Origin of the sequence: Streptomyces sp. NPDC056373 (genome assembly GCF_042262425.1) — a bacterium.
GTDB lineage: Bacteria > Actinomycetota > Actinomycetes > Streptomycetales > Streptomycetaceae > Streptomyces.
The window spans coordinates 118314-143930 of sequence record NZ_JBHJPX010000017.1 but is presented as its reverse complement, the minus strand read 5'-3'; the positions used below and the strand labels follow the sequence as shown (position 1 = coordinate 143930).

Below are 25617 nucleotides of genomic sequence, written 5' to 3'. Positions count from 1 at the left end.
TCAGGGCCGCTCCGGCTTGCCCTCCCCGTACAGCCAGTCCTCCCAGACGCCCTCCAGGTCCGCTCCGGGCGCCTGCTGGCCGACATAGGCCGTGAAGTCGGCGGTGCCGGCGTTCCCGTACCGGTGCTTCGCCGCCCACCCCTCGAGGATCGGGAAGAACCGCTCGTCCCCGACGGCCTGCCGCACCTTCTGCAGCACCATCGCCCCCCGCCAGTACACCGGCGGGTCGGAGATCCGCGCGGCGCTCGGCGGGTCCGCCGGCGGAAACTCCCAGATCTCCTCCCCCGCCTCCTGCGTGTCGAAGTAGTCACCGGAGTACACCGCGTCGAACGTCTCCCGCGCGCTCCGCCCGCCGTGGTCCTCCTCCCACAGCCACTCCGCGTACGTCGCGAATCCCTCGTTGAGCCACATGTCCCGCCAGCTCTCGGGCGTGACGGAGTCGCCGTACCACTGGTGGGCGAACTCATGGACGAGGAACCTGATGTCGGGGGCGCCCGGGAACACCGGCCGGCTCTGGGTCTCCAGGGCGTAGCCGACGAAGCCCGCGCTGTCGACGATCGCGCCGGTGGTGGAGAAGGGGTACGGCCCGAACCGCCGCTCCGACCACCGCAGCACCTCGGGAAGCCTCCCCAGCACGGGCCGGCTCGCCGCCGCCTCGGCCGGGTCGACGGCCGTGTACACGGGCAGGTCCCCGGCCCGGGAACGGCTGATGTCGAAGCGGCCGATCGCGAGGGTGGCGAGGTAGCTCGCCATCGGCTCACCGGTGTGCCACACGAACGTCGTACGCCCGCGCGCGGTCGTCTCGCCGCGCAACTCCCCGTTGGACACGGCCCGCAGCCCCTTCGGCACGGTCACCGTCAGGTCGTACGCCGCCTTGTCGGAGGGGTGGTGGTTGCCGGGGAACCAGGCCATCGACCCGGTCGGCTCGCCCAGCGCGAGCGCCCCGTCCGGGGTGCGCAGCCAGCCCTCCTCGGAGCCGTCCGGGTCGGTGACGGTCTCGGGCGCTCCGGAGTAGCGGACGGTCACGCGGAACGTGTCGTCCCGGCCGATGTCACCGCGCGGCCGGACCGTGAGCTCCTGCCCGGCGCGGTTCCAGCGGGCGGCCTCGCGGCCGACGGTGATCTGCTCGACCTCCATGCCGAGCAGGTCGAGGTCGAAGGCGGAGAGGTCCTTCGTCGCGCGGGCGGTGAGGGTGGCCGTGCCGGTGAGGTGGTGGGCGCCGGGGTCGTAGGCGAGGCGCAGGCCGTAGTGGGTTACGTCGTAGCCGCCGTTGCCGGCCTTCGGGAAGTAGGGGTCGCGGACGCCGGAGCCGCCCGGGGTGCCGTGCACCCCGCCGCCGCAGGCGGTGAGGGCGCAGACGAGCAGGGTGGCTGCGGGCAGCGTGGGGACAAGACGCACAGATCGGGCCACGTTCGCGATCCTACGGGCGCGTGACACCATCACCTGCGTGCTCGACATCGGCTACGCCCTCTCCAACCGCTTCCCCGACCCGCCGCAGACCGACTACCGCCGCGCGGACGTCCGCGCGCTGCGGCACGACCTGTTCTGCGGGGACGTCTATCTGGCGAACACCAAGACGGACCACGAGGTGTCCACAGCCTGGGGATGGGTGCCGGTGCTCGACTTCGCGTGGGCGCTGTGCGACATCGTGGAGCGGATCGACCGGGATCCGGCGGGCTCCAGGGCGTCCCGGCCGCAGCGGGCGGAGCTGGACTTCACCGAGTCGACGGACCGGATGCTGTTCGAGCGCCGCTTCGGCTGGGTGGACATCGAGGCCGACTGGATGCCCGCGGAGGAGCCCGCGCTCACCGTCTCCCACAGCGCGCTGCGCCGTGAGGCCCGGGACTTCCTGCACGACCTGATCGCCGACCTCACCGACCTGCACGACGACCTGGCCGACAACCCGGCGATCTGGACCCTCCAGGCCCGCTTCCCGCGCCTGCCGTAACCGCGGCGCGGCCGGGGATTCCTCAGCCCTCGACCCGGATCCCCCACTGCGCCGCGAGCACCGGCGCGAGATCCAGCAGCTGCGCCGTGCTGATCACCGCCCCCGACAGCCGGTCCAGGCCCCCGCTGATCTCCAGGGACGCGGCGCCGCGCAGGTCGACGTCCGTGAGGGTCGCCGCGTGCAGGTCGGCGCCCTTCAACGCGCAGTCCACGAACTCCACGCGCTCCAGGCGGGCCCCGCCGAAATCCGGCTCGACCAGGACGCAGCCCTCGAAGACGACGTCTCTGAGCCGGGCCGTGCGCAGGTTCAGATAGTCGAACTTGCCGCCGCGGATCAGCACCCGCTCCAGCACCGCCCCGTGCAACTGCGGCCCGCCGAGCCGGGCGTCGGTCAGCTCCACGTCGCGCAGGGTCGCGTCGGCGAGGTCGGTGCCGACGCCCCGGACGCCGGTGAGGGCCGAGTCCAGGAGACGGGCGTGCCGCAGCCGGGTCTCGTCCAGCGCGCAGCCCGTCAGGGCGCAGTCCATGAATCGGGCGCCCGATCCGTCCTGCCCGCAGAGGTCGGCCTCCCGGAACTCCAGCCCGTCGTAGTCCCCGTCCGGCTCCAGCTCCCCGCCCCCGTACGGCTCCAGCACCGGCAGCCGCACCTCCGGTCGCCGCGCGCCCTTCACACCCGTACCGCCCGCCGCTCTCCTCGCCATGCCCCCATGCTGCACCCCACCACTGACAAACGGCCCTGACCTGCGCGGACACCGGTGATGTCACATTCCGGCGCCCTGATCGGTCGTACTACGGAAGGCACACCACGAGGCGGACACCACCAGCCGAACACACCGAACGAACACCACCGGACCGACACCACCGGACGAACACCACCGAACGAACACCACCGGACCGACACCACCGGACGAACACCCCAAGGCGACCCCACTCCGAGGGAGATCCACCCATGCACCGCATCACCGTCATCGGCGGCGGCTTCGCCGGACTGACCGCGGCCATCACCGCTGCCGAGGCCGGCGCCAAGGTCACCCTCCACGAGGCCCACCACACCCTCGGCGGCCGGGCACGCACCGCCGACGGCCCGTACCGCACCAACGAGGGCCCGCACGCCCTCTACAGCGGCGGCCCGCACTGGGTCTGGCTGAAGCAGCGCGACCTCATCGGCCCGCTCGCCCCGCTGCCGCCCCTGGAGGCGGCCCGGCTCCGGTTGCGGCACCAGGGCGTGCTGCGCCGCACCCCGCCCTTCGCGATGCTGAAGCTGCTGCGCCGGACGGGCCGGCAGGCGCCCGTGGACGCCGACTTCCTGACCTGGGCGACGGACATCGCGGGCGAGGAGGGGGCCCGGGCCGCCGCCCACTACTCGGCGGTCGCCCTGTTCCACCACGATCCCGGATCGCTGTCGGCCGCGTTCGTGCAGGAGCGGCTGCGCCGGGCCACCAAACTGCCTCCCGAGGCGCACTACCCGCGCGGCGGCTGGGCGAGCCTCATCGACCGGATGGCCGCCCGCGCCTGGAACCTGGGCGTCCGGATGGAGACCCTCTCCCGCGTCGACTCGCTCCCCACCGACACACCCGTCGTCGTCGCCACCTCCCTCGACGCCGCCCGCCGCCTGCTCGGCGACGACTCCCTCAGCTGGCCGAGCGGCCGAACCGCCCTGGTCGACCTGGCCGTGCGCACCCGGCGTGGGGACGCCTTCGCGGTCTCCGACCTGGACGCACCGGGCTGGCTGGAGCGGTTCACCGCCCAGGACCGCAGCCTCGCCCCGGCCGGGGAGCAACTGATCCAGGGACAGATCCCCCTCGCCCCGGACGAGTCCAAGGCCGACGGCACCGCCCGCGCCGAGCAGCTGCTCGACCTCGGTTTCCCGGGCTGGCGCGAGCGGCTCACCTGGCGGCGCGAGTCGGTGGCCGACGGCCGTACGGGCGCGGTCGACCTGCCCGGCACCAGCTGGCGCGACCGGCCGGCCGTGGACCGGGGCGACGGGGTCTACCTCGCCGGCGACCAGGTCGCGGCCCCCGGGGTGCTGTCGGAGGTGTCGTTCAACAGCGCCCTGACGGCGGTCTCCCTGGCCCTCGGCCGACGCGAGCTTGACCTCAAGCAAGCTTGAGGTCGAAAGCTGGTCGCATCGAACGCCCCGTCAGAGGAAGCGAACGCCCCCAGAGGAGCTGTCATGCACGCCATCCGCCTGCACGCCTTCGGCCCCGCCGAGAACCTCACCTACGAGCAGGTCGAAGACCCCCGGCCGGGGCCCGGCCAGGTGCGTGTCGCCGTACGTGCGGCGGGCGTCCACCTCCTGGACGCCGCCCTGCGCGAGGGCATGCCGGGCGGCCCGGCCAAGGAACCGGCGGCCCTGCCCACCGTCCCCGGCCGCGAGGTCGCCGGGGTCGTCGAGTCCCTGGGCGAGGGCGTCGCCGGGCTGTGGCTCGGCAAGCGGGTCGTCGCCCACCTCGGCTTCGTCCCGGGCGGCTACGCGGAACTGGCCGTCACCGAGGCCGAGCGCCTGCACGAGATCCCCGGGAACCTCGACTTCGCCGAGGCCGTGGCCATGATCGGCACGGGCCGTACGGCGATGGGGATCCTGCAGTTCACCGACCTCGGCCCCGACTCCGTGGTCGTCGTACCGGCCGCCGCCGGAGGCATCGGCACCCTCCTCGTGCAGTACGCCAGGAACGCCGGCGCGACCGTCGTGGGCCTCGCGGGCGGGCCGGAGAAGACCGCCCGGGTGGCGGCGGCGGGTGCGGATCTCGCCGTCGACTACAAGGACCCCGCCTGGCCGGCGAAGGTCCGCGCCCATCTCGGCGGCCGGACCGCGACCGTCGTCTTCGACGGCGTCGGCGGGGACATCGCCCGCGAGGCCGTCGCCCTCCTCGGCCCGGGCGGCAGGCACATCGTCTTCGGCTGGTCCGGCGAGGGCATCCGGGACGGCGGCCCCTACCTCGTCGACGGCGTCTCCGAACAGGTCCTCGGCCCGGTCATGCTGGGGAAGGCCGGCGGACCCGATCCGCTGCGCACCCTCGAACTGCGCGCCCTCACCGAAGCCGCCGCCGGCCGCCTCACCCCGGCCGTGCAGCGCTTCCCGCTCGCCGAGGCCGCGGCCGCGCACCGCGCGCTGGAGAACCGCGGCACGACCGGGAAGGTGGTTCTGGAGCCATGACCCGACGCCCCACCAGCGGCGACGGATCCGCGGATGCAGGCCGCCCCGATCCGTGGTCTTCTGACCAGATGAGTGTCACCCGGACAGGGGAGGACGTCCCACCCGTGGACACCGACCCGCGCCGCTGGTGGGGCCTGGTCGTCATCGCCCTGGCCCAGCTGATGGTCGTGCTCGACGCGACCATCGTGAACATCGCCCTCCCCTCCGCACAGCGCGACCTCGGCATGTCCGACGGCAACCGGCAGTGGGTCATCACCGCCTACACCCTCGCCTTCGGCGGACTGCTCCTGCTGGGCGGCCGGGTCGCCGACCTGGTGGGACGCAAGCGGACCTTCGTCATCGGGCTGGTCGGCTTCGCCGCCGCCTCCGCACTCGGCGGCGCCGCCACCGGAGCGGCCATGCTCTTCGGCGCCCGCGCCCTCCAGGGCGTCTTCGCCGCCCTGCTGGCCCCCTCCGCGCTGTCGCTGCTGACCACGACCTTCACCGACCCCAGGGAGCGGGGCAAGGCCTTCGGCATCTACGGCGCCCTCGCCGGCAGCGGCGCGGCACTCGGCTTCATCGTCGGCGGTCTGCTCACCGAGTACCTGGGCTGGCGCTGGTGCCTCTACGTCAACGTGCCCATCGCGATCGCCGCCGTGCTCGGCGCCCTCGCCCTGCTGCACGACCGCCCCGGCCACGCCGGCGCCCGCCTCGACGTCCCCGGCGTCCTGCTCGGCTGCGGCGGCCTCGTCGCGATCGTCTACGGCTTCAGCGAGGCCGAGTCCCGCGGCTGGACCGACCCGATGGTGCTGTCACTGTTCGCCGCCGGCATCGTGCTGCTCGCGGTGTTCGTGTGGTGGCAGTCCCGGGCGCCCATGCCGCTGCTGCCGCTGCACATCATCCGCGACCGCAACCGCGCCGGCTGCTTCCTGACCATGGCACTGGCCGTGATCGGCATGTTCGGCCTGTTCCTGTTCATGACGTACTACCTCCAGGCCGTGCTGGTGTACTCCCCCGTCAAGACGGGCCTGGCCTTCCTGCCCCTGACGGCCGCGATCATCATCGGCTCCACGCAGATCTCCGCCCGGCTGCTCCAGCGCGTGCCGCCGCGCATGCTGATGGTCCCCGGCATGCTCCTGGCCGCGACCGGAATGGTGCTCCTCACCCAGATCACGACGCACTCCTCCTACGCCTCCGAGATCCTGCCCGCGCTGCTGCTGCTCGGCCTCGGCATGGGCCTGACGTTCATGCCGGTCTTCGCCACCGCCACGGCGGGCGTCGCCCCGCACGACTCGGGCGTGACGTCCGCGACGGTCAACACCTCGCAGCAGGTCGGCGGCTCCATCGGCACGGCTCTGCTCAACACCATCGCGACGACCAGCACCGCCACCTTCGTGACGGCCCACCTCACCAACCCCTCGGACCGCACCCGGGTCGTCCGCGAGGGTGTCGTCCACGGCTACACCGTCGCCATCTGGTGGGCCGCCGGCATCATGCTGCTGGCCGGGCTCATCGCGGGCCTGATGGTGACGACGAAGGCCCCGAAACACGGCGCACCGACCGACGCACCCGTGCCGGAACCGGTGGTCTGAGGGGCCGGGGGGCCAGAGGGCCGGGGCGGCCGGGGACCGGAGGGCCGGGGACCCGGGGGGGGCCGCTACGGCCCGGTGCGAGGAGGTCAGGCGAAATTCGCATGCCCGGCCCGGCGCGCCCCACTACCGTGCCGGGAGTGATCGACATTCCCCGTGAACTGGCGGCATCACAGGAGAAGTTCAACGGCGAGGCGGGCCGCGCCTTCATCGCCGGACTGCCGGAGCAGACGGCACGCTTCCTCGGCCACTGGGACCTGAAGCCCGACGGCCCCCCGATGCACGGCGTCTCCGCCCTGGTCGTGCCGGTCGTCCGGACCACCGACGGAATCCCCGCGGTCCTCAAGCTCCAGATCCTCGACGAGGAGAGCGAGGGCGAACCGGTCGCGCTGCGCGCCTGGGGCGGCGACGGAGCCGTCCGTCTCCTCGACCACGACGAGCCCACCGGCACCATGCTGCTGGAACGCCTCGACGAGAACCGCATGCTGTCCCACGTGCCGGACACCCACCAGGCCGTGGTCACCATCGCCGAGCTCCTCGCCCACCTCACGAGCTTCCCGGCCCCGCCCGGCATGCGCAGCCTCGGCGACATCGCCCGGGCGATGCTCGACCGGACCCCCTGGGCGCTCGGCCGCATCCCCGACCCGGAGACCCGCCGCATCGTCGCCGACCTGGCCGCCGCCGTCCGCGAGGTCGTGGACGAACCCGGCGACCAGCTCCTCCACTGGGACCTGCACTTCGACAATGTCCTGGCCTCCGACCGCGCCCCCTGGCTCGCGATAGACCCAAAGCCCCTCGCCGGCGACCCCGGCTTCGAACTGTGGCCCGCCCTCGACAACCGCTACGACCCCGACGACATCCTCTGGCGCTTCGAAGCCATGACCGACATCCTCACCCTGGACCGCGCCCGCGCCCGCGCCTGGACCCTCGCCCGCCTCCTCCAGAACACCCTGTGGGACATCGAGGACGGCCGCCCCACCGACGACGACCAACTGGAGATCGCCCGCCGGCTCCGGGGGCCCGTGCGCTGACACTGTCGCGGCGGGGCCGGGACCACGGCACGCCTCGGACCCCGCACAGCGACCTGGCCGAAGAGAGAAGTTCAGGAGGAACTCCATGACGGACGACCAGGCAGGACGCAAGGCCACCGCCGTGCGGGGCGTCGTCTGCTGGAGCGCAGGCGTCCTGGCGCTGCTGGTGGCACTGCCCCTCGTCGCCGCCGGCCGGCTGCCGGACCGGCTGGCGACGCATTGGGACGCCGGCACCGGGGAGCCCGACGGTTCCATGCCGCTGTGGGCGGCATCGCTCTTCCCGGCGCTGATCTGGGCAGTGACGGCGACGATCGTGCTGCTGACGCGGCGGCGGGTCCGCGCCACGTCGAACGGCGGAACACGGGGATGGGCCGGTGCGACGCTGGGGTTCGGGGGCGTGGCGCTCCTCGGCGGACAGGCCTGCGTCGTACGGGCGAACCTGGACCACGCGGACTGGCACGAGGCGGGCTCGGTCACGGGCGGGGTCGTCGTGACCCTCGTGGCGGCTGCTGCCGTGGGCGGAGCCGCCCTGCTGGCAGGTCACCGCGCGCAGGCGCTCGCACCGAAGAGGGACCCAGAGGGTTGAGACGAGGGGAAGGGACGACAAAACCCCAGGTCGGAGTCCATCCGACCTGGGGTTCACCAGAGCCCCCTGTCGGATTCGAACCGACGACCTACGCATTACAAGTGCGTTGCTCTGGCCAGCTGAGCTAAGGAGGCGGGTGCCGTGCACCGCGTTGCCGCGCGTGAGGGCGGCACCACTGTACACAGAGCCCGTTACGCCGAGCCACGAAGTTCCGTTCGGCCGGCCCCCTGCCCCACCTCGTAGGCGAACCGATACGCCACCGCCGTCTCGCCGTGCCGTGCGGTGAAACCGCCCTCCCCCGTGAGGCCGGTCAGCTCCCCGCTGCCCGACCCCGGCACCACCTCGAAGGTGCAGTGCACGGTTCCGTCCTCGCCGAACCACCCCCGCTCCTCCACCGCGAAGCTCCCCTCACGGCCGTCGACGCGGCCGGTGAGGAGCTCCATGCCGCTGAAGGAGCCGGTCTTCGCGGTGACGTAGACGATCGCGTACTCGCAGGTCGTCCCGGCCGCCTCGATGCCGCCGGTGAAGGTGTTGCGGACCGAGGCGTGGGCGAGACGGGGGTTCGCGTCCTCGCCGGGGGCGATCACGCGTTCCTGCCAGTCGGCGAAGGTGAAGTGGCCGGTGGTGGTGCGGGTGCCGGGCATGAGTGGTCCTCTCGGTCGGCTCCGGATGTCCTCGACGACCAGCCTGGACGCCGTACCTGACATCTCCTGTCAGGTACGGCGGCGAACCCCGCGACAATGGCCCCATGCGCGCCGACCGGCTCCTCTCCCTGCTCCTGCTGCTCCAGAGCCGCGGGCGGATGACCGCGCCCGAGCTCGCCGCCGAGCTGGAGGTGTCGGTGCGGACGGTCTACCGGGACGTCGAGGCGCTGGGCGCGGCCGGTGTGCCGGTGTGCGCCGACCGGGGGCCCGAGGGCGGCTACCGGCTGGTCGACGGGTACCGGACGCGGCTGACCGGACTGACCGACGCCGAGGCCGGTTCGCTGTTCCTCGCCGGGATGCCCGGGCCCGCGCGGGATCTCGGACTGGGCGCGGTGCTGGCCAGCGCCCAGCTGAAGGTGCAGGCGGCGCTGCCCGCGGAGCTGGCCGGGCAGGCGCGGCGGGTGCAGGAACGGTTCCACCTGGACGCGCCGGCCTGGTTCCGGGAGGCCGACCCGGTGCCGTGTCTGGAGGCCGTGGCGGCGGCCGTGTGGGAGCGGCGGGTGCTGCGGCTGCACTACCGCCGCTGGCGTGGTGAGGTGCACCGGGAGGTGCGGCCGCTGGGGCTCGTCCTGAAGGGCGGCATCTGGTACCTGGTCGCCCTGGTGGAGGAGGCCGCACGGACCTACCGGGTGTCGCGCGTGCTGGCCGTGGAGGAGACGGGCGAGGTGTTCGAGCGTCCCGCCGGGTTCGACCTGGCCGCCTGCTGGGCCGAGTCCTCCCGGCGTCTGGAGGCCGCCCTGCGCCAGGAGACCGCCCGGCTGCGGATCTCGCCCCGCGCGCGGCGGCTGCTGCCGATGCAGTTCGGCGCGGCGGGTGTACACGCTCTGGAGGGCGCGGGCCCGCCCGACGGGGACGGCTGGGTGGAGGTGGAGCTGACCGTCGAGTCGGAGGCGGTGGCCGTGGGCGACCTGCTCCGGCTCGGCACGGAGGCGGAGGTGCTCGGCCCTCCCGGGCTCCGGCAGGCGGTGACCCGGGCGGTCGCGGTGCTCGCGGACCGTTACGGGGAACCGGAAACCAACACGTCCGGACAGCCGTAACGTACCGCTTCGAAAATTTCCGCGAAGTTCACAGGTCCGGAACTACTGACAGACGTGTGAACGCCGGGTACCGTCCTGAGCCAGTTCACACGCGTGGACTACACCACAACGGCAATCACCGTCGTGGCACCGCCTTCCTACTCGGATCGTCCGGCACGTTCCTGCCGGTAGAAGGGGTTCATTCACCATGGCCACTGTGCAGTTCGACAAGGCGACCCGGGTCTACCCGGGTTCCACCAAGCCCGCCGTCGACGCGCTGGAGATCGACATCGAGGACGGCGAGTTCCTCGTCCTCGTCGGCCCCTCCGGCTGCGGCAAGTCCACCTCGCTCCGCATGCTCGCGGGTCTCGAGGACGTCAACGCCGGCGCCATCCGCATCGGTGACCGCGACGTCACGCACCTGCCGCCCAAGGACCGGGACATCGCCATGGTGTTCCAGAACTACGCGCTCTACCCGCACATGACGGTCGCCGACAACATGGGCTTCGCGCTCAAGATCGCCGGCGTCAACAAGGCGGAGATCCGGCAGAAGGTCGAAGAGGCCGCGAAGATCCTCGACCTCACCGAGTACCTGGACCGCAAGCCGAAGGCCCTCTCCGGTGGTCAGCGCCAGCGTGTCGCCATGGGCCGCGCCATCGTGCGTGAGCCCCAGGTCTTCCTCATGGACGAGCCGCTGTCCAACCTGGACGCCAAGCTCCGTGTGTCGACGCGTACGCAGATCGCCTCGCTCCAGCGCCGTCTGGGCATCACCACCGTCTACGTCACCCACGACCAGGTCGAGGCCATGACGATGGGCGACCGTGTGGCGGTCCTCAAGGACGGTCTGCTCCAGCAGATCGACACCCCGCGCAACATGTACGACAAGCCCGCCAACCTCTTCGTGGCCGGCTTCATCGGCTCCCCGGCGATGAACCTCGTCGAGGTGCCGATCACCGACGGCGGCGTGAAGTTCGGCAAGTCGGTCGTGCCGGTGCAGCGTGACGCGATCGCGGCCGCCACCGACAAGACCGTCACCGTCGGCGTCCGCCCCGAGCACTTCGAGGTGGCCGGCGCTGACGCCGAGCTGGGCCTCGCGGTCACCGTCAACGTCGTCGAGGAGCTCGGCGCCGACGCGTACGTCTACGGCACCGCCAAGGTCGGCGACGACAGCAAGGACCTCGTCGTCCGCGTCAGCGGCCGTGACGTCCCGGACAAGGGCAGCCAGCTGCACGTCGTGCCCCGCTCCGGCGAGACCCACGTCTTCTCGACGTCGACCGGTGCGCGCCTGTCCGACTGATCAACTCGCAAACGCCCAACCCCGGGTGAATCACCCAGGTTGACGAGAAGGGCCCCGCGGCATGCCGCGGGGCCCTTCTCGTTGTCGACAAATACCCCGGCAGACCGGACGTTTCGAGCGTTGTGCGTCAACGCCCTACCCGGAAAGTGGTCCTTTCTCATCCCCCGAACCGGTGACTAAATGTCTACAAACCATTACCGGGCGCTACCCTCACACGCGTGAAGCACTCCATGAACCAACAGACGCGACGCGGCCGGGGCCACGCCCGCCGGATCGGCCGCACCCTCGCTTTCGTCCTGCCCGTCGTCCTGGTGCTCTCCGGGACCCTCGCGGTCACCCGAGTCAACTGGTCGGGGAACTCGAACGATCCGGTGCTCACCGCCGCGGACACCTCCGTGGGCACCCCGCGGGCGGCCAAGCGCGCACCCCAGGAGGTCCTGCGCGACAAGCTGCTGACCGAACTGCAAGAAGAGGACCCGGGCGTCGCCCTCGGCCACCTCCAGCAGGCCGTCAACGGCCGCCCGACGCTGGCGAAGCACTGCGCGTCCATCGCCCGCGCCCTCGGCCAGGCCGCCGTCGCCGTCTACGGCCCGACCCGCGCCCAGTCGTACGCGCGACCGGTCTGCGACACCGCCTTCGCCACCGGCGTCGCCGCCGCGCACCGCTGAGCCCACCGCCCTGCCACCGGGTAGGAAGTCCACAACGGCCGGCGCCGGAACGATCGTCGGCCGCAGACCCCGGGCGGGACGCCACGTACAGTTCGTGTCCATGAGCGATCCGAGCGCCGCGTCCCGCCCCGTTCAAGCCGTCGTTCTGGCCGGTGGCCAGGGCTCCCGGCTGCGTCCGTACACCGACGACCGGCCCAAGCCGATGGTCGAGATCCCCGGGACGGGGACGCCGATCATCGGCCATCAGCTGTCCTGGCTCGCCGACGAGGGCGTGACGGACGTCGTGATCTCCTGCGGCCACCTCGCCGAGGTGCTGCAGAAGTGGCTGGAGACCGCCGAGTTGCCCCTCTCCGTCACGACGGTCGTCGAGCGGGAGCCACTCGGACGCGGCGGCGGCCTCAAGTACGCCGCGGCACACCTTCCCCACCCCGACCAGCCCTGGTACGCGACGAACGGCGACATCTGGACGCGGTTCTCGCTGCGGGACATGGCCGATTTCCACACCGAGCGGGACGCCGTCGCGACCCTTGCGCTGGCGCGGCCCCGGCTGCCGTGGGGCGCGGTGCAGACCGACGGCTTCGGACGCATCACCGACTTCATCGAGGCACCGCCCTCGACCTTCGAGATCAACGCCGGCGTGTACGTCTTCTCCCCCGAGTTCGCCGGGCTGCTGCCGCACCGGGGGGACCACGAGCGGACGACGTTCCCCCACCTGGCCCGTGAGCGCCGGCTGGCCGGGTTCACGATCCCCCAGGGGTCGTACTGGCGGGCCATCGACACGGCGAAGGACCTGACGGAGGCGGCGAAGGAACTGGCGGCGACCGGGCGTTAGCCGCGCCGTGCGGCGTACGCCGGCTGCAGGCCCGTCGCGGCTCGTCGCGCAGTTCCCCGCGCCCCCGAGTCGGCCGGCGCCGAGAGCTCGGGCCGTTGCTTCCCGTCGGCGGCCGACCGCCCGTCGCGGCTCGTCGCGCAGTTCCCCGCGCCCCTTGGGGCCGACGCCCCCGACCCCGTTGCACCCCGTCGGCGGCTGACCGCCCGGCGTGGCTCGTCGCGCAGTTTCCCTGCGTCCCTTGGCTTCGCTCTCCCGAGCCCGTCGCGCAGTTCCCCGCGTCCCTTGCCCGCTTCGTCCTCCCGGCACTGCCGTAGCGCATCCGGGCTACCGCGACGGTGGATGCGGGAAGGCTGCCCGTGTGCTCCAGGCGACGACGAAGGCCGGTACGACGGAGATCAGCGCCGTCCACGGGAGCACCTCCACCGGGAAGGTGCTCAGCAGCCCCCCGGCCAGGGCTCCTCCCCCGATGCCCAGGTTGAACGCCGAGACGTACCAGGAGGACGCGGCGTCGGGTGCGGTGGCTCCCAGGCGCAGAACGCCCGACTGCAACGTCACCGGCAGCGCGGCGAAGGCGACCCCCCACAGGGCCACGGCCGCCACGGCGAGCGGCTGCACGCGGATGCTCGCGCCGAGCAGCACCAACGAGCCGGCCATCAGGGCGATGGTGCCGAGCAGGACGGTGTGCGGGCGACGGTCCACCAGGACTCCGCCGAGCCACGTCCCCAGGAAGCCCGCCAGCCCGTACACCGCCAGGAGCATGCCGGTGGCGCTCTCGCTGAAGGCGGCGGCCTCGTGCAGGAGGGGAGTCACGTAGGTGTACACGGTGAAGTGCCCGAGGACGAGCAGCGCGGTCGCTGTCACCATGCGTCGCAGGCCGGGCAGCCGCAGCGCGCCGCCGAGTCCTGTCGACCGCGGCGGGGCGGGGCGGTGGGGAATGCCGGGCAAGAGCCACTGGGCGGCGGCGAGCGCCCCGAGACCGAGCGCCGCCGCGGCGCAGAAGGCACCGCGCCATCCGACGACGCCGCCGAGGACCGTGCCCAGGGGAACACCCAGAACAAGGGCCGCCGAGTTCCCGGCGAAGACGGCAGCCGTGGTGCGGCCCGTGCGGCCGGGCGGGGCCAGCGCGACCGCGTATCCGGCGACGATCGACCAGAACACGCCGTGCGCCGTTCCGCACAGGAACCGGCCGATCGCCAGTACCGGGTAGCTCGCCGCGGCCGCGGAGAGCACGGTGCCGAGCGAGAAGACCGCGCTCACGGTCATGAAGAGGCGCTTACGCGGCCAGCCGCCGGCCCGGTGAGTGAGGGGAGCCGCCGTCAGGCCGACGGTGAAGGCGTACACGGTGACGAGCAGCCCCACCCGTGATCGCGCGACTCCCAGATCATCGCTGATCGGAGTCAGCAACCCGACCGGCAGCAACTCCGTGGTGACGACGACGAAGGTCGTGGTGGCGAGAACGAGCAGGCCGGCCCGACGCCGGTGCGGCGACGTCGAGGGCGGACCGGCCTGGTCCGTGAGCTGTGGTGCGCTCACGCCGACGTGTCGGGGAGCGTGGCGAGGAACTCGCGTACGTGGCGGAGCCAGGTCGCCCGGTCCGCCGGGTTCAGGATGTGCGCGGCGCCGGGCAGTTCGATCAGCCGGGCGCCCGGGATGCCGGCCGCCAGACGGTAGGAGCTCTCGGGCAGCACCAGCCGGTCGCCGGTCGGCGCCGCCACCAGGGTGGGGGCGGACACCTTCGCCAGATCGGCCCGGACGTCCACACGGGACACCAGGTCGAAGTGGTCCGACATGCCCGGCGGCATCGCGGCCAGAGTCCGGGCGACCGGCTCGTCGAGGGCCGCCGGTTCGAGGTCCGCCAGGTCCGCCGGGGACATGCAGGACAGGAGGGCGAGCCGTGCCACGTCCTCCCACTGCCCCGCCGCTGCCAGGGACTTGATCAGCCGGGCGGCGAGCGCCAGTACGGGGTCGGCGGCGGCGAAGCCGGCGGTGAGGACGAGGGCCCGGACACGGTCGGGGTGCCGGGTGGCGATCCGGACGGCGACGGCGCTGCCGAGGGACTCCCCGAGGACGGCGAACGTCTCCTGTCCGGCCGCGACGGCGGCCGCGACCAGGCGGTCGGCGAGGTCGTCCAGGCTCAGGGGCGCGACGGCCACGGCGGAGCCACCGGCCCCGGGGTAGTGCGGACCGACGAGAGTGTGGTCCTGGGCGAGATCGTCGAGGACGAGGCCGAAGTTCCCTTCGATGCTGCCGCCCGCACCGTGCGCCAGCAGCAGCGCGGGACCGCGCCCCCGCACGAGAACGTCGAGGGGAGAGGTGGGAAGCGTGTGATCAGTGCTCATGGCGCCGACGCTAAACTCCGACATCAGTGTCAGAGTCAAATCACGGCGCGGGAAGAGGAGAGCGGGAATGAGGCGACGGGCATGCGCATGAAGGAGATGGTGCGGCGCACCGGCGTCCATGAGCGGCTGCTGCGCTACTACGAACAGCAGGGACTCCTCACGCCCGGCAGACTGCCCAGCGGCTACCGCGTCTACGGCGAGTCGGACGTCGAGACGGTGCGCCGCATCCGCTGCCTGCTGGCGGCCGGCCTTCCGACCGCACTGATCTCCCAGGTTCTGCCGTGCATCCGGGCGGACGACGAGCGCCTCATGCCCACCTGTCCGGACCTGCTCGCCCGGCTACGCCGGGAGGGCGAGCGCATCACGCGCGCCATCGAGGACCTGCAGGCGTCCCACGCGATCCTCGACTCCATCATCGCCGCCGCGCCTGCCGAGGCCGCCGGAACCCCCACGTCGCCCGCCTAGCGTGAGAAGGCCCCGCATCTGTGTGATGCGGGGCCTTTCGGCGTGCTGGTCGGGGGTCAGCCCAGCAGGCCGCCCACCAGGCCCGGGCGGCCCGTGGAGGAAGAGCCTCCGGTGCCGGAGCCGCCGGTCGAGCCCGAGCCTCCCGTCGTCGTACCGCCGGAGGTGGGGCCGGTCGTGGTGCTCGGCGCCTGGTCCTCCGGGGTGGACTGCTGGGGCGGTGCCTGGCCCGCGGTGCCCTGGGTCTGGCTGGGGGAACCGCCGGTGACGGTGCCCGTGTCGCGGGTGGCCCCGGGCCGGGTCGTGGTGCCCGCGCTGGGGCTCGCCGAGCCGGCCGTGGCGCCCTGCGTGGGCGAGGAAGAGGCCGCCGGGGTCCGCTTCTCCTTGCGCTTGCCGGGCTCACCCGGGAGCGGGGAGCCCGGCAGCTCGTTGCGCGGGGCCTCGCCGGGGCCCGGGACGACCACCCGGTCGGCGTCCCGGACGGCGCCGCCGAGCAGCGACCCGACGAGCAGGGTGACGCCGGTGGCGATGGCGGTGACGAGCGCGCCGCGCCGCAGCACGTAGCGGCGCAGGTCCCAGATGTCGGCGCGGGGGCCGAGACGGCGCCAGGCACTGCCGGCCAGGCGGCCGTCGACGGAGTAGACGGGGGCGCCGGCGATGATCAGCGGGGACCAGGCGGCGAGGTAGATGATGTCGGGGGTCTCGTAGGCGGGGACGCTCTTCCAGCTGACCGTGACCAGCAGCGCGGCCGACAGCAGGGCGCCCAGGCAGGCGGCGACCCGCTGCCAGCAGCCCAGCACCGTCAGAACGCCGACGACGACCTGCGCGAAGGCGATGACCAGGCCGGCGCCGACGGGGTGCTCGAGGGCGAACTGGCGCAGCGGCTCGGCGACTTCCCACGGGTGCAGGGTGTTGAGCCACTTGACCATGGAGCCGCGCTTGCCGCCTTCGAAGTAGACGGGGTCGCACAGTTTGCCCATGCCGGCGTAGATGGAGATGAAGCCGAGGAAGACGCGCAGCGGGAGCAGGACGACGCCGAGGTTCATCCGGCGCCCGGGGTAGTAGGCGTGCCGGGCCGGGTCGTCGCCCTGCCGCTTGCCCCGGCGCCCGAGGCCGTCCGCTTCCGGGTCGGACTCCTCGAACTCGCCGTCTGTGTAGTCGGGTTCGTCGTAGGCGCTGCCGACCGTGCGCATGGGCGGCAGCAGCCGGGCGCCGTCGGCGGGCCGGTGCGTGCGCTGCGGGCCGACGACCGGGGTCTCGACGGTCTGGGCGAGGTCGCCCTCGTAGCCGTCGCCCGCGTAGCCCGCGCCCTGGTGTCCGGGGGCGTCGTGGTCCGGGCCCGCGCGGGAGATGACGCGGGTGGCTCCGGTGTCGGAGGCGGCCTCGTCGGCGTGGCGGACGCTCTCGTGCCGGACGGCCTGCAGGAGCCGGTGCGCGCCGGTGTCGTCGGGGGCGGATCTGCCGCTCCAGACGACGGGCCGGCGGCGGGCGGCGGCCCCGTCCGCCCCGCTCCTCACCTGGGGGATGCGGGCGGTGTCCTCGGTGGCGGTCAGATGCCGTGCGACCCGGGGGGACTGGACGCGACGCGTCGAGACGCCCAACTGCACGCGGAAACTCGCGTGATTGACGATGACCTGCGCCGGGTCGCTCGGCACCTTCACCATGCTCAGCGCGGGAGCGTCGTCGAGTCCCGACGAGCGGTCCCCCGTGGGTGTGCGGGGTGTTCTGGTGTCCACACTCATCTAACCGAGTGATGTCGCGTTAGGACACTGCTTTGACCCGCCGGATCTGTCCGGACCCCGTCAAGCTTGTCCTCATCGCCCCGATGACACCAGAATTACCCCGTACGGGTGAAGTTCCGGACGCTTGTTCAGCGGCGTCGGCGAGCCGCCTCGTACAGCACGATCCCGGCCGCCACACCGGCGTTGAGCGACTCGGCGCCACCCGGCATCGGGATCCGCACCCGGAAGTCGCAGGTCTCCCCGACGAGCCGGGACAGCCCCTTGCCCTCGCTGCCGACGACGATGACGACGGGTCCGTCCAGCGCCGCGAGGTCACCGAGCTCCGACTCGCCGTCGGCGGCCAGGCCGACGACCGCGATGCCGGCCTTCTTGTACGCCTCCAGGGCCCGGGTCAGGTTGGTGGCGCGGGCGACCGGGGTGCGGGCCGCCGTACCGGCGGACGTCTTCCAGGCACCGGCCGTCATACCGGCCGCGCGGCGCTCGGGGACGACGACGCCGTGACCGCCGAAGGCGGAGACGGAGCGGACGACCGCGCCGAGGTTGCGCGGGTCGGTGACGCCGTCCAGGGCGACGATCAGCGGGTCCTCGCCGTCGTCGTGGGCGGCGGCCACCAGGTCCTCGGGGTGGGCGTACTCGTACGGCGGGACCTGCAGGACCATGCCCTGGTGGTTGAGGCCGTTGGTCATCCGGTCCAGCTCGGGACGCGGGGCCTCCATGAGGTTGATGCCACCGCGCTCGGCGGCGACCTGGAGGGCCTCGCGCACCCGCTCGTCGTTGTCGATGAACTGCTGGACGTAGAGGGTCGAGGCCGGGACGCCCTCGCGCAGCGCCTCCAGCACCGGGTTGCGTCCGACGACCAGCTCGGACGTGCCCTTGCCGCCGCGGCCGCGCACGGTGGGCCGGCGGACGGCCTGCTTCGCCTTGGCGTTGGCGACGCGGTTCTTCTTGTGTCCCTTGCGCATCTCGGCGGGCGGCGTGGGGCCCTTGCCTTCCAGGCCCCGGCGCCGCTGGCCGCCACTGCCGACCTGCGCGCCCTTCTTGCCGGACATGCGGCGGTTGTTGGCTGCCATGACCTACCTGTCTCTGCTGTCGCCGTGAGGCGGTGAAGTGCGTACGTCTGTGAAGTGTGCCGCCCGGAGGCCCGGGCGGCACAATCGATCTTCCGGCCGCGGCCGGGCTAGCGCGGGCCGAGGCTCCAGCGCGGGCCCTGCGGGCTGTCCTCGATGACCAGGCCGGACTGGCCGAGCTGGTCGCGGATGGCGTCCGCGGTGGGCCAGTCCTTGCGGGCCCGGGCCGCCTCGCGCTGGTCGAGGACCATGCGCACCAGCGTGTCGACCACGCCGTGCAGGTCCTCGCCACGGTCGCCCTCCCCGGCCCACTGGGGGTCCAGCGGGTCGAGGCCGAGCACGCCGAGCATCGCGCGGACCTCGGCGAGCCGGGCCACGGCCGCTTCCTTGTCGTCGGCGGCCAGCGCGCTGTTGCCCTGCCGGACGGTGGTGTGCACCACGGCGAGGGCCTGCGGCACGCCCAGGTCGTCGTCCATGGCCTCGGCGAAGGCGAGCGGCACCTCGGCGGCGGGCTCGACGACACCGGCCTTCTCGACCACGCGCTGCACGAAGCCCTCGATCCGCGCGAACGCCGACTCGGCCTCGCGCAGCGCCTCCTCGCTGTACTCGATCATCGACCGGTAGTGCGGGGTGCCGAGGTAGTAGCGCAGCACGATGGGCCGCCAGCGCTTGACCATCTCGCTGACCAGGACCGAGTTGCCGAGCGACTTGGACATCTTCTCGCCGCTCATGGTGACCCAGGCGTTGTGCACCCAGTACCGGGCGAACTCGTCGCCGTAGGCCTTGGCCTGGGCGATCTCGTTCTCGTGGTGCGGGAAGACCAGGTCCAGGCCGCCGCCGTGGATGTCGAAGGCGGCCCCGAGGTACTTGTGCGCCATCGCCGAGCACTCCAGGTGCCAGCCGGGCCGGCCGCGTCCCCACGGCGTCTCCCAGTCGGGCTCGCCGGGCTTGGTGGCCTTCCACATGGCGAAGTCGCGCGGGTCGCGCTTGCCGGTGATGCCCTCCTCGGCGGGCTGCCGCATCTCGTCGAGGTCCTGCCGGGACAGCTCCAGGTACGAGGGCCAGGAGCGGACGTCGAAGTAGACGCTGCCGTCGGCCTCGTAGGCGTGCCCGCGCTCGATCAGGCCGCGCATCATCTCGACCATCTCGGTGATGTGGCCGGTGGCACGCGGCTCGTAGGTGGGCGGCAGGCAACCGAGCACGGTGTAGCCGTCGTTGAAGGCTCGCTCGTTCTCGTAGCCGATGGCCCACCAGGGGCGGTTCTGGTCGGCCGACTTGGTGATGATCTTGTCGTCGATGTCCGTCACGTTCCGCACGAACGTGACGTCGTAGCCGCGGTAGGCGAACCAGCGGCGCATGATGTCGAAGTTCAGCCCGGAGCGGATGTGCCCGATGTGCGGGGCGGCCTGCACGGTGGCACCACACAGGTAGATCGAGACGCAACCCGGCTGGAGCGGGGAGAAGTCACGGATCTGCCGGGCGCTGGTGTCGTACAGGCGAATAGTCACCCCTCCAGGGTAGTGGGCCCCGGGGTGTGCCCCGGGTACTTCACCTCGGGGCGTCCGGATTCGTGACATTGACAACGGGGAACGCCCCGAGCACCCGCTCTCAGCCCCCGCGTACGACCAGGGCCGTGGCCACCGCCATCAGCCCTTCCTCGCGGCCGGGGAAGCCCAGCCCGTCCGTCGTCGCGCCCGAGACCGACACCGGGGCCCCGGCCGCTTCCGACAGGAGCTTCTGCGCCTCGTCCCGGCGCTTGCCGATCTTCGGGCGGGGACCCACGACCTGCACGGCGATGTTGCCGATCCGGAAACCGGCCTCGCGCACGATGCGCGCGGCCTCCGTCAGGAGGGTGACCCCGGAGGCGCCCGACCACTCGGGGCGGCCGGTACCGAAGTGCTGCCCGAGGTCGCCGAGGCCGGCGGCGGAGAAGAGGGCGTTGCAGGCGGCGTGGGCGACGACGTCCGCGTCGGAGTGGCCGGCCAGGCCCGGGCCCGCGTCCTCCCACTTCAGGCCGGCGCACCACAGCTCACGGCCCTCCTCGAAGGCGTGGATGTCGGTGCCGATGCCCACCTGGGGCAGAACAGGCTGGTCAGAAGCCATCGTTGAGCCTCCTGCGGGCCAGGACCGCCTCCGCGAGGACCAGGTCCAGGGGACGGGTGACCTTGAAGGCCTCTTCGTGGCCGGGGACGGCCACGACCGTGAGGCCGAGCTGCTCGACCATGCCTGCGTCGTCGGTGACCTCGCCGGTCACCGTCTCGTGCGCCCGGACCAGCGTGGCCCGCTCGAAGCCCTGCGGGGTCTGCACCGCGCGCAGCAGGGCGCGCTCCGGCGTGGCGACGACCGGCTCCGGCTCGCCGGGGGTGCCGGCGGGCTCGACCTGCTTGACGGTGTCGGCGAGCGGCAGTGCCGGGACCACGGCCGGGGCGCCGTCCCGTACGGCCTCGATCACGGCGTCGACCGTGTCCACCGGCACCAGCGGCCGGGCCGCGTCGTGGACCAGCACGATGTCGTGGCCGGGCGGCAGCGCGTCCAGGCCGAGCCGCACGGACTCCTGGCGCGTCTGTCCGCCAGGGACGACGAGGAAGTCCGTCCGCTCGGGCAGGGCATGGGCGTCGAGCAGCGACCTGACCTCGGCGGCGCCGTCGGGCGGGGCCACCACGACGACCAGGCCGACGGCACGGGATGCGGCCATCGCGCGGACCGCGTGGATCAGCATGGGGGTACCGCCGAGCGCGCGGAGCGCCTTGGGGGCGCCGGGGCCCAGCCGGACACCACGTCCGGCGGCCGGGATCACGGCCGCCGTTCGGGCCACGGAGGGGCCGGCGGACGGCGAGGGGCGCGAATCGTCAGACATCGGTTCCTGTCAGGTTTGTGTGTCGGCCCGGCGTGGGTATGGCCTGGAGGAGTGCCGGGCGCGACGCGCTCGACCGGACCCTTCCGTGACGCCGGTCGAGCCGGCTGCCCGGGCCCGGCACCCCTGAACACCGGGGCGTGAGTGATAACACATCTCGGAGTGGCGGCGCATCGGCGCCGGGGTACGAACATGCCGCAGCGCCCGGCGACAGGAATTTCGTCATCGGGCACCGCGGCATTTCGATGTGCAGGCACGCGCTTGATCAGCTTCGACCAGCAGCCTTGATCAGCAGCTTCGATCGGCGCAGTGCGCTGAGCGACGGGCTTCGCCTCAGGAGGCGAGAACCTCGTCGAGCAGAGCCTCGGCCTTGTCCTCGTTGGTGTTCTCCGCGAGGGCGAGCTCGCTCACCAGAATCTGGCGGGCCTTGGCGAGCATGCGCTTCTCACCTGCGGAGAGTCCGCGCTCGCGCTCACGACGCCACAGGTCACGCACGACTTCCGCGACCTTGATGACATCGCCCGAGGCGAGCTTCTCCAGGTTTGCCTTGTATCGACGGGACCAGTTCGTGGGCTCCTCGGCGTACGGTGCGCGCAGCACCTCGAAGACCCGGTCCAGCCCGTCCTGACCGACCACATCACGCACGCCGACGAACTCCGCATTGTCCGCTGGCACACGTACCGTCAGGTCGCCCTGGGCGACCTTCAGCACCAAGTAGGTCTTGTCCACGCCTTTGATCTGGCGAGTTTCGATGGCCTCGATCAGCGCGGCCCCGTGATGGGGATAGACCACGGTGTCGCCAACCTTGAACGTCATGTGACAGGTACCCCTTCCGTGGCTATCCAGGGTAACACGGAAACTGCGGGTTCTGAATGGCGTTTTCGCAGGTCAGGGCATATCTCGGGGCTTGACAACTCCGACAGGGACGTGCTTCGGACAGGGATCGGAAGAAGGTATTCGCAGGTGGGAGCGGCTCTTCGGGGCGAGCGAAACGCGTACGTTACACACATCCGGAGCATCCTCCGGAGAGCCGAACGTCCCGAAATGTCCGGTTCCGTATGATCGACTTCCGCTACTCCGTTCGGCGGCCCGAGCCGGGTTCCGGTCGAATCAGAAATTGATCACGAGGTGCCACGACCGGCCGCCGGTGATCAATTCCGGGTCGGTGCGCGCATTCCTTCACGGAACATTTGCGGTGCCGTCCGGGTCTCTTATGTGAATGCCGGACGGACACCACACCAATGTGGCGCGGGAGCCATGTGTGACCCAGGTGGGATCAACGGTGCCGGGGGGTCGGGTGCGGCCGGACGAGGACGGCTCGGTAACCTAAGGCCCGCTGACAGACACTTAGAGCGGCTTTATCGGCCGCTCCGCTCGAGTCAAGGAGTTGCCGCCGCCGTGAGCAGCAGCCTTCGACGCGGCACTCTCGCCGCGGCCGCCATCGCGTTCTCGATCGCCTCGCTCGCCGCGTGCGGCGCCGGCAACGACGCCCAGACGCTGGAGATCAAGCCGGACAACGCGGCGACGAGCGTCGGTGACATCAAGGTCCAGAACGCGATCGTCATCACGCAGCCCGACCTCGAGTCGACCGGCCCCGCCGCGATCTCCGCGACCCTCTTCAACTCCGGCAGGACCGCCGAGACGCTGGAGTCCATCACCCTCCCGGGCACCGGCAAGACCGCCGAGCTCAAGCCCGCCAAGGGCGGCAGCCTCAGCATCCCGCCCGGCGGTTCGCTGGTGCTGGGCGGCAAGGACAACGCCACGGCGATGCTGCCGAGCAGCCGTGAGGCCGTGCAGGACGGCAACGCCCAGAAGGTCACCTTCACCTTCAGCAAGACGGGTGGCGTGAGCCTGCAGGCGTTCGTCGTGCCCGCCGAGCACTACTTCAAGGAGTGGGGCCCGACCGAGGTGCCGGCCGCGCCGGGCGCCTCGTCGTCCCCGTCCGGTTCGCCGTCGGGCTCGCCGTCCGGTTCCCCCGCCGAGGGTGAGTCGGGCGCCCCCGCGGGCGGTGAGACGCCGGGTGGCCACAAGGCGTCCGGCACGCCGACCGACGCGGCCTCCGCGAGCGCCGAAGCCGGGCACTGAGCAGACGCGACACGAAGGGCGGGGCCTCTCCCGGGAGAGGCCCCGCCCTTCGTGTCGTTCGTGTCGCCGTCGTACGCGGCCGGCTTACGGCTCGAACTTGTAGCCGAGGCCGCGGACCGTCACCAGGTAGCGCGGGGCGCCCGGGTCCGGCTCGATCTTGGCGCGCAGGCGCTTGACGTGGACGTCGAGGGTCTTGGTGTCACCGACGTAGTCGGCGCCCCAGACGCGGTCGATGAGCTGCATGCGGGTCAGGACGCGGCCGGCGTTGCGCAGCAGCATCTCCAGCAGGTCGAACTCCTTGAGCGGCAGGTCGATCTTGGTGCCGCCGACGGTGACCACGTGCCGGTCGACGTCCATGCGGACCGGACCGGCCTCCAGGGCCGCCGGGGTGACCTCCTCGGGCTCGCCGCGGCGGCGCAGCACCGCACGGATCCGCGCGACCAGCTCGCGCGAGGAGAACGGCTTGGTGACGTAGTCGTCGGCTCCTATCTCCAGCCCGACGACCTTGTCGATCTCACTGTCCTTGGCGGTCACCATGATGACGGGGACGTTGGAGCGGCCGCGCAGCTGGCGGCACACCTCGGTGCCCGGCAGGCCGGGCAGCATCAGGTCGAGGAGGACGAGGTCGGCGCCGTTGCGCTCGAACTCGTCGAGTCCGTCGGGGCCCGTGGTCGCGACCGCGACCTCGAAGCCCTCCTTGCGGAGCATGTACGACAGGGCGTCGGAGAAGGACTCCTCGTCCTCGACGACGAGCACTCGGGTCACGGAAGGACCTCCGGGGCGGGAAGCGTTTCGTACGCGTTCGATTCGGGGGATTCAGGGGTGGACCGCCCGGCCTCCTCGTCGAGGCCCGCGCCTCCTGCGCGTGTCTCTCGGGCGGGCTGATGTGCGCCGCGGGCCGCGCCGGCCTCGGGCAGCCGCAGGGTGAAGGTGGAGCCCTGGCCTTCGGCGCTCCACACCGTGACCTCCCCGCCGTGCGAGGCGGCCACGTGTTTCACGATGGCCAGCCCGAGTCCGGTGCCGCCGGTGGCACGGGAGCGGGCCGGGTCGACGCGGTAGAAGCGCTCGAAGATGCGCTCCTTGTCCTTGTCGGAGATGCCGATGCCCTGGTCGGTGACGGCGATCTCGATGTGGTCCCCGCCGGGGGCGTTCACACCGCGGGCCGCGATGCCGACGCGGGTGCGGGCGGGTGAGTAGTTGACGGCGTTCTCGACGAGGTTGCCGAGTGCGGCGGCGAGCTGGCCGCGGTTTCCCCAGACGCGCAGGTCGGCGGTGCCTCCCGCGGCCATGGTGATCTGTTTGGCGCCGGCCTGGTGCCGGCAGCGGTCGATGGCCTCGGCGACCAGTTCGTCGACGCGGACCGGCTCGGCGTCCTCCAGCGGGTCGTCGTTCTGCACGCGCGAGAGGTCGATGAGCTCCTGCACCAGGCTGGTGAGCCGGGTGGCCTCGATCTGCATGCGCCCGGCGAACCGCTGGACGGCCTCGGGCTCGTCGGAGGCGTCCATCACGGCCTCGGAGAGCAGCGAGAGGGCTCCGACCGGCGTCTTCAGCTCGTGGCTCACGTTGGCGACGAAGTCGCGGCGGACCGCTTCGATGCGGCGGGCCTCGGTCAGGTCCTCCACGAGCAGCAGCACCAGCCGGGAACCGAGCGGCGCGACCCGCGCGGAGACGGCCAGGGCCTCTCCGCGTCCGGTGCCGCGCCGTGGCAGGTCCAGCTCGACCTGCCGTATCTCGCCGTCCCGCCGGGTGTCCCTGGCCATCTGCAGCATCGGCTCTACGGCGAGCTTGCCGCCGCGGACCAGGCCGAGGGCGTACGCCGCCGAGCTGGCCTTGACCACGGCGTCCGCCTCGTCGAGGACGACGGCGGACGACCTGAGGACCGACAGGACCGTGTCCACGCCCGGCGGGAGCACCGCGTCGGTGTGCAGGGAGCTACGGGTGGGGCGCTTCTGCTCGCGCTCGCTGAAGCGGAACGCCAGCATGGCGATGACACCGGTGAGCACCCCGGCGATCGCTGCCGCTGCGGCGACCGCCGCGTTCACGTCCATGCACCCAGGTTAGGCATGGCTCGGGCACCCTCCACAGCCGTCGGGGTGCGAGCTCGAACACTCGTCGCCCAGAGTTCACCTTGGAGCCAGTATTGGTTCATTTGGGATGCCGGAAACGGACGCGTACGGGGCGGAACGTGGGAGCGTGGGGTTCGGACCGCCGGTAATACGACGGTCGTACCGCCGGTCGTCCGGTGGGCCCCGGCCCTTGGAC

At 72.3% G+C, this 25617-nt stretch carries 25 protein-coding genes and 1 tRNA gene; 12 read left to right on the top strand and 14 right to left on the bottom strand.

Translation table 11 applies throughout. From position 1 onward, the window contains the following. Entirely contained in the window at window positions 1-1410 is a 1410-nt protein-coding gene (locus ACFCXS_RS31835) for a M1 family metallopeptidase (protein ID WP_376646816.1), read from the bottom strand. Window positions 1411-1447: 37 nt separating this feature from the next. On the opposite strand from ACFCXS_RS31835, the gene ACFCXS_RS31830 reads away from it, so the two are divergent. Beyond that, window positions 1448-1948, top strand: a complete 501-nt coding sequence (locus ACFCXS_RS31830) for a hypothetical protein (protein ID WP_376646815.1) — start codon at window positions 1448-1450, stop codon at window positions 1946-1948. Between the two features lie 22 nt (window positions 1949-1970). On the opposite strand, the gene ACFCXS_RS31825 is transcribed toward ACFCXS_RS31830, so the two are convergent. Further along, window positions 1971-2648: a pentapeptide repeat-containing protein gene (locus ACFCXS_RS31825; protein ID WP_376646814.1), complete on the bottom strand. Its 678-nt coding sequence runs from the start codon at window positions 2646-2648 to the stop codon at window positions 1971-1973. Between the two features lie 248 nt (window positions 2649-2896). On the opposite strand from ACFCXS_RS31825, the gene ACFCXS_RS31820 reads away from it, so the two are divergent. From ACFCXS_RS31820 to ACFCXS_RS31800, 5 genes are all read left to right on the top strand, one after another. Next, entirely contained in the window at window positions 2897-4057 is a 1161-nt protein-coding gene (locus tag ACFCXS_RS31820) for an FAD-dependent oxidoreductase (protein WP_376646813.1), read from the top strand. A gap of 63 nt (window positions 4058-4120) precedes the next feature. Beyond that, window positions 4121-5104 (top strand): zinc-binding dehydrogenase, encoded by a 984-nt coding sequence (locus tag ACFCXS_RS31815; RefSeq protein WP_376646812.1) that lies wholly within the window; start codon window positions 4121-4123, stop codon window positions 5102-5104. Window positions 5105-5172: 68 nt separating this feature from the next. After that, window positions 5173-6675 carry an MFS transporter gene (locus tag ACFCXS_RS31810; protein ID WP_376646811.1) on the top strand — a complete coding sequence of 501 codons (1503 nt, stop codon included), beginning with the start codon at window positions 5173-5175 and terminating at the stop codon, window positions 6673-6675. A gap of 101 nt (window positions 6676-6776) precedes the next feature. After that, window positions 6777-7703, top strand: a complete 927-nt coding sequence (locus tag ACFCXS_RS31805; RefSeq protein WP_376646810.1) for an aminoglycoside phosphotransferase family protein — start codon at window positions 6777-6779, stop codon at window positions 7701-7703. Between the two features lie 85 nt (window positions 7704-7788). Then, on the top strand, window positions 7789-8289 hold the full coding sequence (locus ACFCXS_RS31800; protein WP_376646809.1) for a DUF1648 domain-containing protein: 501 nt from the start codon (window positions 7789-7791) through the stop codon (window positions 8287-8289). Window positions 8290-8349: 60 nt separating this feature from the next. Here the strand turns inward: ACFCXS_RS31800 and ACFCXS_RS31795 are convergent. Both ACFCXS_RS31795 and ACFCXS_RS31790 read right to left on the bottom strand, forming a co-directional pair. After that, a tRNA-Thr gene (locus ACFCXS_RS31795) sits at window positions 8350-8423 on the bottom strand. Window positions 8424-8480: 57 nt separating this feature from the next. Beyond that, entirely contained in the window at window positions 8481-8933 is a 453-nt protein-coding gene (locus ACFCXS_RS31790; RefSeq protein WP_376646808.1) for a DUF3224 domain-containing protein, read from the bottom strand. 104 nt (window positions 8934-9037) lie between these two features. Here ACFCXS_RS31790 and ACFCXS_RS31785 point away from each other — a divergent pair, with 104 nt between their 5' ends. The 4 genes from ACFCXS_RS31785 (at window position 9038) to ACFCXS_RS31770 (ending at window position 12806) form a co-directional block, all read left to right on the top strand. Further along, the gene (locus ACFCXS_RS31785; protein ID WP_376646807.1) at window positions 9038-10030 is read left to right on the top strand and encodes a helix-turn-helix transcriptional regulator; all 993 of its coding nucleotides are present in this window, start codon (window positions 9038-9040) and stop codon (window positions 10028-10030) included. 187 nt (window positions 10031-10217) lie between these two features. Next, on the top strand, window positions 10218-11306 hold the full coding sequence (locus tag ACFCXS_RS31780; RefSeq protein ID WP_376646806.1) for an ABC transporter ATP-binding protein: 1089 nt from the start codon (window positions 10218-10220) through the stop codon (window positions 11304-11306). 218 nt (window positions 11307-11524) lie between these two features. Next, complete coding sequence (locus ACFCXS_RS31775; protein WP_376646805.1) at window positions 11525-11974, top strand: hypothetical protein; 450 nt, start codon at window positions 11525-11527, stop codon at window positions 11972-11974. A gap of 100 nt (window positions 11975-12074) precedes the next feature. Further along, a complete protein-coding gene (locus tag ACFCXS_RS31770) occupies window positions 12075-12806 on the top strand; it encodes an NDP-sugar synthase (protein WP_376646804.1) in 732 nt (243 codons plus the stop codon). Window positions 12807-13130: 324 nt separating this feature from the next. Here the strand turns inward: ACFCXS_RS31770 and ACFCXS_RS31765 are convergent, their stop codons facing one another. Both ACFCXS_RS31765 and ACFCXS_RS31760 read right to left on the bottom strand, forming a co-directional pair. After that, window positions 13131-14339 (bottom strand): MFS transporter, encoded by a 1209-nt coding sequence (locus ACFCXS_RS31765; RefSeq protein WP_376646803.1) that lies wholly within the window; start codon window positions 14337-14339, stop codon window positions 13131-13133. Continuing rightward, window positions 14336-15145, bottom strand: a complete 810-nt coding sequence (locus ACFCXS_RS31760; protein WP_376646802.1) for an alpha/beta fold hydrolase — start codon at window positions 15143-15145, stop codon at window positions 14336-14338. Before ACFCXS_RS31760 ends, ACFCXS_RS31765 begins: the two co-directional genes overlap by 4 nt. An 81-nt stretch (window positions 15146-15226) precedes the next feature. On the opposite strand from ACFCXS_RS31760, the gene ACFCXS_RS31755 reads away from it, so the two are divergent. Continuing rightward, a complete protein-coding gene (locus ACFCXS_RS31755) occupies window positions 15227-15610 on the top strand; it encodes a MerR family transcriptional regulator (protein WP_376646801.1) in 384 nt (127 codons plus the stop codon). 56 nt (window positions 15611-15666) lie between these two features. Here ACFCXS_RS31755 and ACFCXS_RS31750 read toward each other — a convergent pair whose 3' ends face one another. From ACFCXS_RS31750 to ACFCXS_RS31725, 6 genes are all read right to left on the bottom strand, one after another. Next, a complete protein-coding gene (locus tag ACFCXS_RS31750) occupies window positions 15667-17349 on the bottom strand; it encodes a DoxX family membrane protein (protein ID WP_376646800.1) in 1683 nt (560 codons plus the stop codon). Window positions 17350-17477: 128 nt separating this feature from the next. Further along, entirely contained in the window at window positions 17478-18419 is a 942-nt protein-coding gene (gene rlmB, locus ACFCXS_RS31745; RefSeq protein WP_376646799.1) for a 23S rRNA (guanosine(2251)-2'-O)-methyltransferase RlmB, read from the bottom strand. A gap of 107 nt (window positions 18420-18526) precedes the next feature. Then, window positions 18527-19924 (bottom strand): cysteine--tRNA ligase, encoded by a 1398-nt coding sequence (cysS, locus tag ACFCXS_RS31740; RefSeq protein ID WP_376646798.1) that lies wholly within the window; start codon window positions 19922-19924, stop codon window positions 18527-18529. 100 nt (window positions 19925-20024) lie between these two features. Then, window positions 20025-20519 (bottom strand): 2-C-methyl-D-erythritol 2,4-cyclodiphosphate synthase, encoded by a 495-nt coding sequence (ispF, locus tag ACFCXS_RS31735; protein WP_376646797.1) that lies wholly within the window; start codon window positions 20517-20519, stop codon window positions 20025-20027. After that, on the bottom strand, window positions 20509-21273 hold the full coding sequence (gene ispD / locus ACFCXS_RS31730) for a 2-C-methyl-D-erythritol 4-phosphate cytidylyltransferase (protein ID WP_376646796.1): 765 nt from the start codon (window positions 21271-21273) through the stop codon (window positions 20509-20511). The genes ispF and ispD overlap by 11 nt, the downstream gene beginning before the upstream one ends. Window positions 21274-21603: 330 nt before the next feature. After that, window positions 21604-22086 carry a CarD family transcriptional regulator gene (locus tag ACFCXS_RS31725; RefSeq protein WP_003953493.1) on the bottom strand — a complete coding sequence of 161 codons (483 nt, stop codon included), beginning with the start codon at window positions 22084-22086 and terminating at the stop codon, window positions 21604-21606. 582 nt (window positions 22087-22668) lie between these two features. On the opposite strand from ACFCXS_RS31725, the gene ACFCXS_RS31720 reads away from it, so the two are divergent. Further along, window positions 22669-23355, top strand: coding sequence for a DUF461 domain-containing protein (locus ACFCXS_RS31720; protein WP_376646795.1), 687 nt, complete (start codon window positions 22669-22671; stop codon window positions 23353-23355). Window positions 23356-23439: 84 nt separating this feature from the next. Here ACFCXS_RS31720 and ACFCXS_RS31715 read toward each other — a convergent pair whose 3' ends face one another. Both ACFCXS_RS31715 and ACFCXS_RS31710 read right to left on the bottom strand, forming a co-directional pair. After that, window positions 23440-24120, bottom strand: coding sequence for a response regulator transcription factor (locus tag ACFCXS_RS31715; RefSeq protein WP_030243122.1), 681 nt, complete (start codon window positions 24118-24120; stop codon window positions 23440-23442). Further along, window positions 24117-25403, bottom strand: a complete 1287-nt coding sequence (locus ACFCXS_RS31710; RefSeq protein ID WP_376646794.1) for a sensor histidine kinase — start codon at window positions 25401-25403, stop codon at window positions 24117-24119. Before ACFCXS_RS31710 ends, ACFCXS_RS31715 begins: the two co-directional genes overlap by 4 nt. Window positions 25404-25617 lie beyond the last annotated feature (214 nt).